General features: G+C 59.9%; 10 protein-coding genes. 4 read left to right on the top strand and 6 right to left on the bottom strand.

What is annotated here, in order from left to right; translation table 11 throughout:
* Positions 1–3: 3 nt before the first annotated feature.
* Complete coding sequence (gene betB, locus AC6I79_RS21000; protein ID WP_498027854.1) at positions 4–1,476, top strand: betaine-aldehyde dehydrogenase; 1,473 nt, start codon at positions 4–6, stop codon at positions 1,474–1,476.
* A gap of 25 nt (positions 1,477–1,501) precedes the next feature.
* Positions 1,502–3,181, top strand: a complete 1,680-nt coding sequence (betA, locus tag AC6I79_RS20995; protein ID WP_104187213.1) for a choline dehydrogenase — start codon at positions 1,502–1,504, stop codon at positions 3,179–3,181.
* A 174-nt stretch (positions 3,182–3,355) separates the two neighbouring features.
* On the opposite strand, the gene AC6I79_RS20990 is transcribed toward betA, so the two are convergent.
* Positions 3,356–4,273, bottom strand: coding sequence for a LysR family transcriptional regulator (locus tag AC6I79_RS20990; protein WP_104187211.1), 918 nt, complete (start codon positions 4,271–4,273; stop codon positions 3,356–3,358).
* A gap of 99 nt (positions 4,274–4,372) precedes the next feature.
* Between AC6I79_RS20990 and aptA the strand changes: the two genes are divergently transcribed.
* Positions 4,373–5,704 carry an omega-aminotransferase AptA gene (aptA, locus tag AC6I79_RS20985; RefSeq protein WP_159377770.1) on the top strand — a complete coding sequence of 444 codons (1,332 nt, stop codon included), beginning with the start codon at positions 4,373–4,375 and terminating at the stop codon, positions 5,702–5,704.
* On the opposite strand, the gene AC6I79_RS20980 is transcribed toward aptA, so the two are convergent.
* The 4 genes from AC6I79_RS20980 to AC6I79_RS20965 are packed head-to-tail and all read right to left on the bottom strand — an operon-like array spanning position 5,697 to position 10,614.
* Complete coding sequence (locus tag AC6I79_RS20980) at positions 5,697–8,009, bottom strand: molybdopterin-dependent oxidoreductase (protein WP_021509531.1); 2,313 nt, start codon at positions 8,007–8,009, stop codon at positions 5,697–5,699. The genes aptA and AC6I79_RS20980 overlap by 8 nt on opposite strands.
* Positions 8,010–8,043: 34 nt before the next feature.
* Entirely contained in the window at positions 8,044–8,805 is a 762-nt protein-coding gene (locus tag AC6I79_RS20975; RefSeq protein ID WP_058758829.1) for an amino acid ABC transporter ATP-binding protein, read from the bottom strand.
* Complete coding sequence (locus tag AC6I79_RS20970; protein WP_021509533.1) at positions 8,798–9,721, bottom strand: amino acid ABC transporter permease; 924 nt, start codon at positions 9,719–9,721, stop codon at positions 8,798–8,800. The genes AC6I79_RS20975 and AC6I79_RS20970 overlap by 8 nt, the downstream gene beginning before the upstream one ends.
* Positions 9,718–10,614, bottom strand: a complete 897-nt coding sequence (locus tag AC6I79_RS20965; RefSeq protein ID WP_021509534.1) for an ABC transporter substrate-binding protein — start codon at positions 10,612–10,614, stop codon at positions 9,718–9,720. Before AC6I79_RS20965 ends, AC6I79_RS20970 begins: the two co-directional genes overlap by 4 nt.
* Before the next feature lie 492 nt (positions 10,615–11,106).
* Between AC6I79_RS20965 and AC6I79_RS20960 the strand changes: the two genes are divergently transcribed.
* Positions 11,107–13,287 (top strand): TonB-dependent siderophore receptor, encoded by a 2,181-nt coding sequence (locus AC6I79_RS20960; RefSeq protein WP_104093564.1) that lies wholly within the window; start codon positions 11,107–11,109, stop codon positions 13,285–13,287.
* A 32-nt stretch (positions 13,288–13,319) separates the two neighbouring features.
* Here the strand turns inward: AC6I79_RS20960 and AC6I79_RS20955 are convergent, their stop codons facing one another.
* The gene (locus AC6I79_RS20955; protein WP_201449155.1) at positions 13,320–14,771 is read right to left on the bottom strand and encodes an MFS transporter; all 1,452 of its coding nucleotides are present in this window, start codon (positions 14,769–14,771) and stop codon (positions 13,320–13,322) included.
* Positions 14,772–14,812: the final 41 nt, after the last annotated feature.

Genomic DNA, 14,812 nt, shown 5'->3' with positions numbered 1-14,812 from the left:
ACCATGTCCCGATTCACCGAGCAGCATTTATACATTGATGGTCAATACGTTGCCGCAGCAGCGGGCGACACATTCCAGACCATCAACCCGGCCAATGGCGAAGTGCTGGCCGAGGTCCATGAAGCCGCGCAGGCGGATGTCGATCGCGCGGTCGCCGCCGCGCAAAAAGGCCAGAAAATCTGGGCGGCCATGACGGCGATGGAGCGGTCACGCATCCTGCGCCGTGCGGTGGATATCCTGCGCGAGCGTAACGATGAGCTGGCGGCGCTGGAAACCCTCGACACCGGTAAACCGCTGAGTGAAACCCAGGCGGTGGACATTGTTACCGGTGCCGATGTGCTGGAGTACTACGCCGGCCTAATTCCGGCGCTGGAAGGCCAGCAGATCCCGCTGCGTGATACCTCCTTCGTCTATACGCGCCGCGAACCGCTTGGCGTGGTCGCCGGTATTGGCGCATGGAACTATCCGATTCAAATCGCGCTGTGGAAATCTGCGCCGGCGCTGGCGGCCGGTAACGCGATGATCTTTAAACCCAGCGAAGTGACGCCGCTGAGCGCGCTGAAGCTGGCAGAAATCTACAGCGAAGCCGGCGTACCGGATGGCGTGTTCAACGTGCTGAACGGGCGCGGCGCGGTGACCGGTCAGCTGCTGACCGACCATCCGGGCATCGACAAAATCTCCTTCACCGGAGGCGTGGCCAGCGGCAAAAAAGTGATGGCCAACGCGGCCGGCTCCACGCTGAAAGAGGTAACCATGGAGCTGGGCGGCAAATCGCCGCTGATCGTGTTTGACGACGCTGACCTCGATCTCGCCGCCGACATCGCCATGATGGCGAACTTCTACAGCTCCGGCCAGGTGTGCACCAACGGCACGCGCGTGTTTGTGCCGACAGCATTGCAGCAGGCGTTTGAAGCAAAAATCGCTGAACGCGTGGCGCGCATCAAAGCTGGCGATGTCAACGATCCGGCCACCAACTTCGGCCCGCTGGTCAGCTTCCCGCACCGTGACAATGTGTTGCGCTATATCGAATCCGGCATCAGCGAAGGCGCGCGCCTGCTGTGCGGCGGTAAACGTCTGAGCGGCGCAGCGTTTGATAACGGTGCCTGGGTAGAACCGACCGTGTTCACCGATTGCCGTGATGAGATGACCATCGTACGCGAAGAGATTTTCGGACCGGTGATGTCGATCCTGACCTACGACAGCGAGGAAGAAGTGGTGCGCCGCGCCAATGCCACCGAATACGGCCTGGCGGCAGGTCTGGTCACCCAGGATCTGAATCGCGCGCACCGCGTCATTCACCAGATTGAAGCGGGCATTTGCTGGATAAACACCTGGGGTGAATCCGCCGCTGAAATGCCGGTGGGCGGTTACAAGCACTCCGGTATCGGCCGCGAGAATGGCCTGATGACGCTGCAGAGCTATACCCAGGTGAAATCTGTGCAGGTCGAACTGACCCGTTTTCAGTCGGTATTTTAATCAAGCTTAACCTGAGGAGCGACTAATGGAATTTGATTACATCATCATCGGAGCCGGATCCGCAGGGAACGTTTTGGCAACAAGACTGACCGAAGACAGCAGCGTTAACGTCCTGCTGCTGGAGGCCGGCGGTCCCGATTACCGCTTTGATTTCCGCACGCAAATGCCGGCGGCGCTGGCCTGGCCGTTACAGGGCAAACGCTACAACTGGGCGTACGAAACCGAGCCTGAGCCACACATGAATAACCGCCGCATGGAGTGCGGACGCGGTAAAGGGCTGGGCGGTTCGTCGCTGATCAACGGCATGTGCTACATCCGCGGTAACGCCATGGATCTCGACAACTGGGCGCAGCAGCCGGGACTGGAAAACTGGACTTACCGCGACTGCCTGCCCTACTACCGCAAGTCGGAAACGCGCGATATCGGTGCTAATGATTATCACGGTGGCGAAGGCCCGGTGAGCATCACCACCTGTAAGCCTGGCAACAACCCGCTGTTCGCCGCGATGATTGAAGCCGGCGTGCAGGCGGGCTATCCGCGTACCGACGATCTCAACGGTTATCAGCAGGAAGGATTTGGTCCGATGGACCGTTTCGTGACGCCGCAGGGCCGCCGCTCCAGCACCGCGCGCGGTTATCTGGATACGGCAAAACAGCGTCCGAACCTGAAAATCATCACCCACGCCACCACCGATCGCATTTTGTTCGAGGGCAAACGCGCGGTCGGCGTGCAGTATCTGCACGGCGCCAGCGATACGTCGCACACCGTGCATGCGCGGCGTGAAGTGCTGCTGTGCGCTGGTGCTATCGCCTCGCCGCAGATTCTGCAGCGCTCCGGCGTTGGCGCGGCGGCATTGCTGAAGCAGCACGACATCCCGCTGGTGCATGATCTGCCGGGCGTCGGTGAAAACCTGCAGGATCATCTGGAGATGTACCTGCAGTACGAGTGCAAAGAGCCGGTATCGCTCTATCCGGCCCTTAAGTGGTGGAACCAGCCGAAAATTGGTGCCGAGTGGCTGTTCAAAGGCACCGGTATCGGCGCCAGCAACCAGTTTGAGGGCGGTGGCTTTATCCGCAGCCGGGAAGAGTTTGCCTGGCCCAACATTCAGTACCACTTCCTGCCGGTGGCGATTAACTACAACGGCTCGAATGCGGTAGAAGCGCACGGTTTCCAGTGTCACGTCGGTTCGATGCGTTCGCCAAGCCGCGGTCACGTGCGCATTAAGTCGCGCGATCCGCGCCGTCATCCGGCGATTCTGTTTAACTACATGGCGCACGAGCAGGACTGGCATGAGTTCCGCGATGCCATCCGCATCACGCGGCAAATCATCAACCAGCCGGCGCTGGATAAGTATCGCGGCAAAGAGATCAGTCCGGGGCTGGAGTGCCAGAGCGACGAGCAGCTGGATGAGTTTGTGCGCAACCATGCTGAGACCGCTTACCATCCGTGCGGCACCTGTAAAATGGGCAGCGATGAGATGGCGGTCGTGGATGGCGAAGGTCGCGTGCGCGGCCTGCAGGGGCTGCGCGTAGTCGACGCCTCAATTATGCCGCTGATCATCACCGGTAACCTGAACGCCACCACCATCATGATTGGTGAGAAGATCGCCGACAACATTCGTGGTCGCCAGCCGCTGCCGCGCAGCGAAGCAGACTACTTCGTGGCGGGCGATCGCCCGGTGCGCGGCGAGCCGCTGCGCGCATAAAGCAGTGATATCTCAGGGGGAGAACGTACGGTTCTCCCCTTTTTTTCGCCCTCTTCTCTCTCGTCACCCCGCCTGCCATCAAGGCCTGTCAGACTTTACGCCGCACGGTGCTGGCACCCGGGTTGATGTAGCAAACTAACAGTATGTTGTAACTAGATAGCCTTAGCACCTCCGCTAAGCGCCGTGCTCGTCCAGCGCCAGCGCCTGCAAAAAGCGTTGCAGGATGGCGTTGTGACGCGGGCCCTGGCGGGTGACGAGCGCGATTTGACTGTGGTAATGGAACTGCTGCGGCGCGAGGGCGCGCATCTGCTTTTTCTCCACCCACTGCGCGGCGTAGTGGTCCGGCAGGAAACCGATATAGCGCCCGGTGAGAATGAGAAATGCGATCCCTTCGCGATCGGAAGCGGTGGCGCTGCAGTTCAGCTGCTGATGCAGCGCAATCGCCTCCGCCGGCATGCGAAACAGCGGCGCTATCGCATCGCAGGCCGCCAGCGCGTGGTGTTCCGGCCGCTCCGCCTGGTTAAATAGCGGGTGCGCGTGGCTGCAATAGAGCTGCGCATGTTCATCATACAGCTGTGCGTACGCCAGCCCGGAGACCGGCGCCGCCATCGGCAGCGCGCCCACGTGCAGGCGTCCTTCCAGCAGGCCTCGCTCGATGTCCGCCGCGGTTAACATACTGATGTTGATCCGGATCCCTGCCCCGCTCTCCCGCAGCGCCGCCAGCGCATGGGTGAGACGCATGCGCGGCTGCGTCACCAGATTATTGATGATGCCGATGTTGAACTCCCCGCGCAGCTGCTGATGCATCTGGTTCACCTGCTGGCGAAAATCTTCCACCGCCGCCATCATGGTCTCGCTGTGTCGTAAAATTTCACGCCCTTCCTCGGTGAGCGCAAACCCGGCGCGACCGCGCTGGCACAGGCGCATGCCCAGCCGTTTTTCCAGATCGCTCATATGCAGGCTGATGGCCGAGCGCGTAATACCGAGCAGGCTTTCGGCGGCGGAAAAGCTGCCGCACTCGCTGACGGTTTTGAAAACGCGCAGCAGTCTGAGGTCGAAGTCGGTCACCTGGGCCAGCGTTTTCTTTTTCATTCAGGTGAGTAAATCCATAAGTGAAGACAAGTTAATTAGCATTTAACTTAACCGGCGGCGGATTGCAAACTCTGCTTAACACATGCCGGAGAAAACCCGATGTCACAGCCGATCAATACCGCCGACCTGAATTTACAGGCGCACTGGATGCCGTTCACTGCTAACCGCTATTTTCAGCAGGATCCCCGTTTTATTGTCGCCGCGCACGGCCACTGGCTGACCGATGGCGACGGCCGCCAGATTTTCGATAGTCTGTCCGGTTTATGGACCTGCGGCGCGGGCCACACGCGCCGTGAAATCCAGCAGGCGGTCGCGCAGCAACTCGGTACGCTGGATTACTCGCCGGGCTTTCAGTATGGCCATCCGCTGTCGTTTCAGCTGGCCGAGCGCATCGCCAGCCTGATGCCCGGCCATCTCAACCACGTGTTCTTTACCGGTTCGGGGTCGGAGTCGGCGGATACTGCGGTGAAAATGGCGCGCGCCTGGTGGCGGGCCAAAGGCCAGCCCAATAAAAACCGGCTGATTGGTCGCGCGCGCGGCTATCACGGCGTGAACATTGGCGGCACCAGCCTTGGAGGAATCGGCGGCAACCGTAAGGCCTTTGGTCAGCTGCTGGAGGTTGATCACCTGCCGCATACGCTGCAGCCAGAGCTGGCGTTCACCCCCGGTCAGCCCGCCACGGGGGGCGAGGAGCTGGCGGACGAGATGCTGAAGCTGATTGAACTGCATGATGCTTCGACTATTGCCGCGCTGATTGTTGAACCGCTGTCCGGATCTGCCGGCGCGATTATTCCGCCGCACGGCTACCTGCAGCGCCTGCGTGAGATCTGTACGCAGCACGATATTTTGCTGATATTTGACGAGGTGATCACCGGCTTTGGCCGCATGGGACGCTGGAGCGGCGCGGAGTATTTTGGCGTCACACCGGATCTGCTCAACTTCGCCAAACAGATTACCAACGGTGCCATTCCGCTGGGCGGCGTGGTGGCCAGCAGCGAAATCTATCACACCTTTATGTCTCAGCCGCTGCCGCAGCACGCGGTTGAGTTTGCGCACGGCTACACCTATTCGGCGCATCCGGTGGCCTGCGCGGCCGCGCTGGCGACGCTGGACGTGCTGGAAAACGAGGCGCTGATTAGCCAGTCGGCCGAACTGGCACCGCATTTTGAACGCGCGCTGCACGGGCTGCGCGATTGTCCGCAGGTGGTGGATATCCGCAACTGCGGGCTGGTCGGTGCCATTCAGCTGGCACCCCGTGAAGGCGACGCGACCGTGCGGCCGTTTGAAGCGGGCATGGCGCTGTGGAAAGCCGGCTTTTACGTTCGCTTTGGTGGCGATACGCTGCAGTTCGGCCCGATGTTTGATACCCAGCCGGCCGAACTGGACCGGCTATTTGATGCGGTAGGCGAAGCCCTGCACGGCCTCAGATAATCTCAGTGCTGTAGCTGACCGGCTGCGGCGGAATAAATGCCTGCACCGGCGTCAGTTCGCCGCGGTATTTGCGCAGCTGCACCACGGTGATTTGTCCGCTACAGCCCTGCGCCAGCGATGAAGTGCCGATATCCAGCGTCAGCACATTCGGATTGCCGTGGCGGCACAGCGGTCGCAGCGCGGTGGGATCGACCGGATCGTACCAGGCGCCGGTCGGCAACTGCACCACACCCGGCATAATGCTTTCGGTAACGCGAGCGCTGGCCAGCACGTGACCGCGCTGATTGTACAACTCGATAATGTCGCCGTCGGTAATGCCGCGCGCGGCGGCATCGTGTGGATGCAGGCTGCACACCTCACGTCCTTCGCGTTTGCCGCTCAGGCTGTAGTCACCAAAATCCAACTGGCTGTGCAGACGCGTGGCCGGCTGATTCGCGATCAACCACAGCGGATGTTCCGCATCCGGCTGCTGCTGCGGCGCGCGCCACACCGGATGGCCGGGGCAATTTTCATAGCCAAAGCTGGCGATGGTGGCGGAAAAGATTTCGATTTTGCCGCTCGGCGTCGGTAGCGGTGCCGCCGCCGGATCGGCCCGAAACGCATTGATCATCCGCCCGCCATCTTTCAGCTGCGGCAGTTCAATCACGCCCTGCAGCCAGAACTGGTCGAAGTCAGGAATCGTCACCTGATGCGCGGCCAGTTTTTCCTGCAGCTGCGCATAGTGATGGCGCAGCCAGCCGCGGGCGTCGCGTCCTTCGGTGAACGCCTCTTCACGGCCTAAACGACGCGCCAGTTCAGCAAAAATGGTGTAGTCATCCTGCGCCTGCGCGTAAGGTTGCGCCACCGGCTGCATGGCAAACAGATGACGATCGGTCGGCGCACCGCCGATATCTTCACGCTCCAGCGTCATGGTGGCAGGCAGCACGATATCCGCATGGCGCGCGCTGGCGGTCCATGCGGTCTCGTGCACAATCAGCGTATCCAGCTGGCAAAACGCCTGCCGCAGCCGCGCCAGATCCTGATGATGATGGAACGGATTGCCGCCCGCCCAGTAGGCCAGACGGATGTGCGGATAGGTCAGACGCCGGCCGTTGTAATCAAACTGCGTGCCGGGATGCAGCAGCATATCGGCGATGCGCGCCACCGGAATCAGCCGGTCAATACCGTTCCTGCCCTGCGGCAGCGCCGGGAAACTCACCAGATTATGATGCTTACCGTAATGGCCGAGTGCGCCGAGCGCATAGGTGTATCCACCGCCCGGCAGCCCCGGCTGTCCCAGCGCGGCCGCCAGCACCAGCCCCAGCCATACCGGTTGCTCACCGTGTTCCGCGCGCTGCAACGCGTGCGCCACGGTAACCAGCACGCGCTTGCCGTGCAGCTGGCGGGCAAAATCGGTGATTGTTGCCGCGCTGACGCCACAAATCTCAGCCGCCCACTGCGCGTCGCGTCGCGTACCGTCCTCTTCGCCGCGAATATAGGCGACCATTTGCTGCCAGCCGACGGTGTAACGCGCGAGGAAAGCCTCATCGGTGCGCTGCTCGTCAATCAGCACCGACAGCAGACCGAGAATGAAGGCCGCATCGGTACCGGGGCGCAGCGCCAGCCACTCTCCCTGCGCCTCATCGGGCAGATCGCTCTGCAACGGGCTCACCGAAATAAAGCGTGCGCCGCGTTCTGCCGCCTGCTGCATAAAGCCGCGTTCGGTATGTTCGCTCAGACCACCGCTTGCTACCTGCGAGTTTTTCAGCGCCAGGCCGCCGAACGCCAGCACGATCTCGCTATGCCGGGCGATCTCTTCCCAGCTGACGCCGCGACGGGCGATCTCATTCATGTCGCCAACGATATGCGGTAACAGCACCGAAGCCGAACCGGAACTGTAGCTGTTCACCGAGCGCACATAGCCGCCCATCACCGTGTTAAGAAAGCGGTGCACCTGGCTCTGCGCGTGGTGAAAGCGGCCGGCACTTGACCAGCCATATGAGCCACCAAAAATGCCTTCCGGCCCATACGCGTCACCGACGCGCTGCAGTTCTCGCGCTACCAGCGTGTAAGCCTGCTCCCAGCTCACCGCCACATAGTCGTCATTACCGCGACGAGGATCCGCGCCGGGCCCGTTTTCCAGCCAGCCACGGCGCACCATCGGTTGCGCCACGCGCGCCGGATGATGCAGGACGTTGTGAAAGTTTTGCAGCAACGGGCTGGGATCGGGATCGCCGTGAAACGGTTCGATGGTCAGCCGATCGCCCTGCTGGCGGGCAGTAAAAGCACCCCAGTGGGCGCTGTGCATCACCGGTTTTTGCGTCATCATGCTTCCTGGAGTCAAAAATGAAAAACGGTGCTTACAGCACCGTTGCAATAAAGTTTCTTACCCGTCCGTTTTCCGGATCGTCGAGCACCTGCTGCGTCGGCCCCGCCGCCACAATCCGCCCGCCTTCCATAAACACGATGTTATCGGCCACCTCGCGCGCAAAACCGATCTCGTGTGTCACGATCACCATGGTGATGCCGGAGTGCGCCAGCTGTTTGATCACCTGCAGCACTTCACCCACCAGTTCCGGATCGAGCGCAGACGTGGGCTCATCAAACAGCATCACGCCGGGATCCATCGCCAGCGCACGGGCGATCGCCACGCGCTGCTGCTGACCACCGGAAAGATTTTGCGGCCACTCTTCTTCGCGCCCGGCCAGCCCCACCTGCTTAAGCAGCGACAGCGCTTTGCTGGTCGCCTGCTGGCGGCTCTGTTTTTTCACCCGCATCGGCGCATCGACAATGTTTTGCAGTACGGTGCGGTGCGGGAACAGGTTGAACTGCTGAAACACCATGCCGATTTCGGCACGCTGACGCGCAATCTCGCTGCTGCTCAGCTCGTGCAGCGCCTGGCCTTTCTGTTTGTAACCGATGATCTCGCCACCGATACGAATCGTGCCGCCATCCAGTTTTTCCAGATGGTTGATGCAGCGCAGCAGCGTCGATTTGCCTGAGCCGGACGGTCCTAGGATCACCGTCACCGAGCCGGCCGGGATATCAAGATTAACTTCATCCAGAATGGTGACGCCGGAAAAACGTTTGGTCACCTTACGTAAGGCGATCGCTTCAGCCATTGCTTACGCTCCTTTCGGCTTTAGGCGCGGAGAAACCGGGCAGCGACTTGAGTAAACTGCGCTTTTCTCGGCGCGTGACGCCACGGCCAAAGTAGCGCTCGACATAGAACTGACCAACCGACAGTACCGAGGTCATCAGCAGATACCACAGCGTCGCCACCAGCAGCAGCGGGATCACTTCATAGGTGCGCTGATAGATGATCTGCGCCGAAAACAGCACATCCTGCAGGGAGATCACCGATACCACCGCCGTGGTTTTCAGCTGGCCGATGATTTCGTTACCGGCCGGCGGCATGATGGCACGCATCGCCTGCGGTAGTACGGTATGACGGAAAATCTGCGCCGGACGGTAACCCAGCGCACGGGCGGCTTCCAGCTGGCCGTTGCCAACGCTCTGAATCCCGGCGCGCACGATCTCAGCCGCATAGGCAGACTGATGCATTACCAGCGCGATCACCGCCGCGCTGAACGGACTGACCAGCGCATTAGACTGAGTACTCCATATTTCACCCAGACCCGGCAGCGACAGCGAAATGGTCGGGTACAGCGCCGCGATGTTGTACCACAGGAACAGCTGTACCAGCATTGGCACGCCGCGGAAAAACCAGGTATAGAACCAGCTGACGCCGACCAGCACCGGGTTGGATGACAGGCGCATCAGCGCCAGCACCGTGCCAAAGGCGAAGCCCAGCACCACCGAAATCGCTGTCAGCTGCAGCGTCATCAGCACGCCCTGCAGGATCGACTCGCCGGTGAAGTTTTCCGCAATCACGCCCCATTCGAAGCGCGGATTGTTGATCATCGAATGCGCCATCGCCACCACGCACAACAGCACCACCAGCGCACTGAGCCAGCGTCCGTAGTAGCGTTTACCGACGATTTTCAGATCGTCGGTGTGGTCGTGAAAGTCACTCATTGAAAGATATCCTGATTACGTTTTGACTCTTTAACCGCGCCAAAGCCGATGCCCCAGTTATCCAGGATCTTCTGGTAGCTGCCATCTTTAATCAGCGAGTTCAGCGCTGCCTGTACCGCAGGTTCAAGCGCGGAATCTTTCGGGAAGGCGACCGATACCGGCGCATCATGCACGGTGATTTCGCCGCTCATGGTCAGCGGTTTGATCACTTTCACCTGCCACAACAGGCCTTCGTACGGACCGAGGAACATCGGCACACGCCCGCTGACCACGGCCTGAACACCCGCCGGGCGATCCGGGAACACTGACACTTTAATCGGTTTTTTCCCGGCCGCTTCACAGGCTTTGCTGGCCTCTTCCAGACGGGTCACCTGAGTGGTGCCGGAACCGGCGCCGACTTCTTTACCGCACACCTCGTCGAGGGTTTTGAACGGCGCGACGTTGGCGTCTTTCCGCGAAATAATGCCGAGACGGCTGGCGTCGTAGTAACTCACAAAGTCGATAATTTTGGCGCGCGCCGGCGTGGCGTTGATGTTGGACAAGGCCACATCGTAGCGGCCGGTTTTCAGTCCCGGAATGATGTTGTCGAAGCCGCCGGTATCGCGCCATTGCACCTGAATGCCGAGACGCTCACCGACCGCGTTCATGATGTCAATTTCACGACCAGCCAGCGTTTTGTTGTCTTCTTTATAGAAGGTGGTGGGCGGCGTGTTGGGGTTGGTTCCTGCCACAATATAGCCGCGCTTCGCCACGTCGGCGGGCACCAGGCTTTTCAGCGCGGCATCAGCCTGAACATGCAGTGAGCTGTCGGTTGGGACGGATTGTTCGGCGGCAAACGCGGTGTGCGCACTGAGAGCGAGTGCGAAAAGGGTGATACCTTTTGCGAATTTCACTGGAACCTTTCTCCTGATATTTAAAATGTTTCCCGGCAGGGAAAAGGCGTCGAGGTAGCGATGTATTTTTCCCTTTGCTCATGTCGCGTAAAGCCGCGCGGCGCAAAGGATTGTCATCCTCAAAACGTCCCGCAGCCATTCTCAGGAAGATAGGCAGCGATCACAAATGCGAAAAACAGATATCTATTGCCGAAATCCGGCAATAGGTTTCTTTGCTGGCCTGAATGCGGCCCTGTCGTCGCGCAAAAATCAGATTGTTGCCGCAAATCAGGCACCTCCTTATCCTGCCACGCTGAATGATTTGCTTATTAGCCATAACGTTCCTGTCTAAGCCAGCGTATCGCCCTGCTGACAAAAACTGACAAAAAAGCGGCCCGTCGAGGCGATTTGCGCAGGAATGTAAAGAAGTTGCACACCAATATACAATGCAAACCATTCTCATTATCATGCGCATTTGCTTACAAATGTTAACGCATCAGGGAGATGATATAAGTGAATGTAACTGTATGTAGCAAAAAGCATCCGGTCGCACTGTGCCTGGCGGGCCTGTTAACCTCACCGGTGTTTGCCGCTGAACCCACGGAGAAGCTGGCCGACGATGAGTCGATGATTGTGACGGCAGAGCAGGAGCTGAAGCAGCAGCCGGGAGTCTCCACCATTACCGCTGAAGACATCAAAAAAAGTCCGCCCGTTAACGACCTCGCGGACATCATCCGCAAAATGCCCGGCGTTAACCTCACCGGTAACGGCGCCAGCGGCAGCCGCGGTAACAACCGTCAGATCGACATTCGCGGCATGGGCCCGGAAAACACTTTGGTGCTGATCGATGGCGTGCCGGTCACCTCCCGTAACTCGGTGCGTTACAGCTGGCGCGGTGAGCGCGACTCACGCGGGGATACCAACTGGGTACCGCCGGAAATGGTGGAACGCATTGAGGTGATACGCGGTCCGGCCGCTGCCCGTTATGGCTCCGGTGCCGCCGGCGGTGTGGTCAACATTATTACCAAACGCCCGACCAATGACTGGCACGGTTCGCTGTCGCTGTTCACTAACCAGCCAGAAGATGACAAGGAAGGCGCCACCCGCCGCGCGAACTTCAACCTCAGCGGTCCGCTGGCCGGTGAGGCACTCACCATGCGGCTGTACGGCAACCTGAACAAAACGGATGCCGACGCATTCGACATCAATACCGCGCAAAATGGCGCTTACGCCGCCGGACGCGAAGGGGTGCGTAACAAAGACATCAACGGCGTGCTGTCGTGGAAAATCACCCCGACGCAGATTATCGATTTCAGCTATGGCTATAGTCGCCAGGGCAATATTTATGCCGGCGACACGCAAAACAGCAACAGCAATGCCAGCGCCAACGGGCTGGTGGAAGCGCTGTACGGCAGCGAAACCAACCGCCTGTATCGCCAGAACTATGGAGTGGTGCACAACGGCATCTGGGACTGGGGCACCTCTAAGCTCAACTTTAGCTATGAGAAAACCAATAACACCCGCCTGAAAGAAGGCTCCGGCGGCAGCACCGAAGGGATGATCAACAGCGATACGTACGCTACCAGCCGGCTGGAGAGCTATCGCGCCGGCGGCGAGATCAATTTCCCGCTGCAGCTGCTGGTCGATCAAACCGTTACGCTGGGTGCTGAGTGGAATCGCGATGAGCTTAACGATCCGGCATCGGTACAGGCCACCAGCGCACCGGGCGTCGATTTCGGCGGCGTTTCCAGCGACGGTTCGCAGCGTGACAGTAAAAACAGCGCCACCATCAGCTCGCTCTATTTCGAAGACAACATCGCCGCCACCGACTCCACCGAAGTGATTCCCGGCCTGCGCTTCGACTATCACGATCAGTTTGGCGCTAACTGGAGCCCGAGCCTCAATCTATCGCAGGGCCTCGGTGATTACTTCACGCTGAAAGCCGGTATTGCGCGCGCCTTTAAAGCGCCAAACCTGTATCAGTCCACTGAGGGCTATATCCTGTCGACGCGCGGCAACGGTTGTCCGATTGGCCTGTCACGCTGTTACCTGCTGGGCAGCAAAGACCTCGATCCCGAGATCAGTGTGAATAAAGAAGTAGGCATTGAGTTCAGTCATCAGGGCTATGTGGCGGGCATCACCTGGTTCCGCAATGATTACAAAAACAAAATCATCTCCGGCACCACGCCGGTGGCTTCAACCGGCTCGTATAACCTGCTGCGCTGGGAAAATGGCGGCAAAGCGATCGTCGAAGGGCTGGAAGGCAATCTGAGCATCCCGCTGATTGCCGACACGCTGGAGTGGCGCACCAATGCCACCTATATGTTCCGCTCGGAGAGCAAAAAAACCGGCAACCCGCTGACGGTAATTCCGGAATTCACCATCAATTCGCAGCTGGAGTGGCAGGCGACCGAGGCGCTCAGCGCCAACATCAACTGGACGCAATACGGCCGGCAGAAGCCACGCCAGTATGCGGAAACCAGCCTCGAGGCCAGCCGTGGTCTGTCGCAGCGTGAAATCAGCCCGTATTCCATTGTCGGGCTGAACCTCAACTATGACATCACTAAAAACCTGAGCGCCAACGCCGGTATCAATAACCTGTTTGATAAGCGCGTTTATCGCGAAAATGCCGGGGCATCGACCTATAACGAACCGGGCCGCGCCTGGTACGCCGGTGTCACGATGTCGTTCTGAGGAATGGACGCGATTGATTTGAGCGACCGAACTTAGCTGAGGGATTTAAGCACCGCCGCCTGTGCGGCAGGCCTGCGCGCTAGCCGGATGCTCAGCAGCGCGCCGGCCGCCAGACAAATCGACATACACACTATCGCCACGATGAAGGCATGGGTAATCTCTCCCGGCCCCTTGCCCGTGCCCAGCACGGCATAAAAGATCCCGCCGATAATGGCCACGCTCAGTGCCGTGCTCAGTTGCAAGGTGGAGCTGGCGATACCGGCAATCATCCCGGCCCAGGCGGGTGCCACGCGTCCGGTGACGATGTGCATCAACGTCGGCAGCGCCAGCCCCTGACCAAACCCCACCACAAACAACCCCAGGGCCAGCGGCAGCGCCGCCGGTGACACCCCGACCGGCGTGCTGGCCATCAGCCACGCCAGGCCCAGCAGGCCGACCACTTCCAGCACCATCCCAGTGGCGTTAACGTAAGGCCCAATCAGCCGTCGCGCAGCGGGCGTGGATAATGGCCCCAGCAGAAAACCCGCACCAAAGGGCAGGAAGATCAGCCCGGCGCTCAGTACGCCCTGATGCAGCGCGCCCTGTAAATAGATCGAGAACAGCAGGAAGAATACGCCAATCGAGTAGAACAGCAGCGCCAGCAGCAGGGACAGCCCAAGACCCGGCACGCTAAAAATCGCCGGATCGATCAGCGGATCGCCGCCCTGCTTTGCCAGCCGGCTTTCATAGCGCCAGAACAGAGTGCCTAGCACCGGCACCAGCAGCAGCGATAGCCAGGCCCACAGCGGCCAGCCCGCTTCCCGTCCTTCAATCAGCGGCACGATCAGCAGACCCAGCGTCATCATCGACAGTCCCATTCCGCCAAAATCCAGCTTGCGCGCGTGCTGAGCACGCGTCTCTTTAATCAACGGGATGCCAAACAGCACCACCAGCAGCGCTACCGGCAGATTGACCAGGAAAATGGCGCGCCAGCCGCTATTGAACAGGTTGAGTGAGATCAGGATGCCGCCCAGCGCCTGGCCAATCACCGAGGCCAGGCCAAATACCGCGCCGTACAGGCTCAGCGCGCGCGATTTCTCCGCCTCCGGGAAAATCGCCTGAATCGAGGCCAGCGCCTGCGGTGCCATAATCGCTGCAGTGATGCCCTGCAGCACGCGACCAGCGATCAGCGCGCCCGGTGACCAGGCAAAGCCACACAGCGCAGAAGCCGCTGCAAAACCGGTCAGTCCAGCGAAGAACATGCGCCCGCGGCCAAACAGATCGCCGAGGCGACCGCCGGTGATCAGCGTGACGGCATAAAACCCGGCATAGGACGAGATGACAAATTGCTCCGCCGAGCCGGACGTGGCCAAATCGCTCTGAATCGACGGCAGCGCCACATTGACAATAAAGAAGTCCAGCGGGGGTAAAAATGCGCCTGTCAGCAGGACGATAAACATCGCCCAGCGGCGTGGCTCGGGATTTAACGCGTGCGGATCGGACATCACAACACCTCACTAAGGAACCGATCAGTTCCAATATGGAT

This window comes from gamma proteobacterium symbiont of Scutellera amethystina, from assembly GCF_059730845.1.
Note: the sequence above shows the minus strand (reverse complement) of the source record. Positions and strands in the feature narration are given on the sequence as shown.

Excerpts from the sequence above, each read along its gene's own strand:
- betB (WP_498027854.1), top strand. The coding sequence starts at position 4 with ATGTCCCGATTCACCGAGCAGCATTTATACATTGATGGTCAATACGTT.
- betA (WP_104187213.1), top strand. The coding sequence starts at position 1,502 with ATGGAATTTGATTACATCATCATCGGAGCCGGATCCGCAGGGAACGTT.
- AC6I79_RS20990 (WP_104187211.1), bottom strand. The coding sequence starts at position 4,273 with ATGAAAAAGAAAACGCTGGCCCAGGTGACCGACTTCGACCTCAGACTG.
- aptA (WP_159377770.1), top strand. The coding sequence starts at position 4,373 with ATGTCACAGCCGATCAATACCGCCGACCTGAATTTACAGGCGCACTGG.
- AC6I79_RS20980 (WP_021509531.1), bottom strand. The coding sequence starts at position 8,009 with ATGACGCAAAAACCGGTGATGCACAGCGCCCACTGGGGTGCTTTTACT.
- AC6I79_RS20975 (WP_058758829.1), bottom strand. The coding sequence starts at position 8,805 with ATGGCTGAAGCGATCGCCTTACGTAAGGTGACCAAACGTTTTTCCGGC.
- AC6I79_RS20970 (WP_021509533.1), bottom strand. The coding sequence starts at position 9,721 with ATGAGTGACTTTCACGACCACACCGACGATCTGAAAATCGTCGGTAAA.
- AC6I79_RS20955 (WP_201449155.1), bottom strand. The coding sequence starts at position 14,771 with ATGTCCGATCCGCACGCGTTAAATCCCGAGCCACGCCGCTGGGCGATG.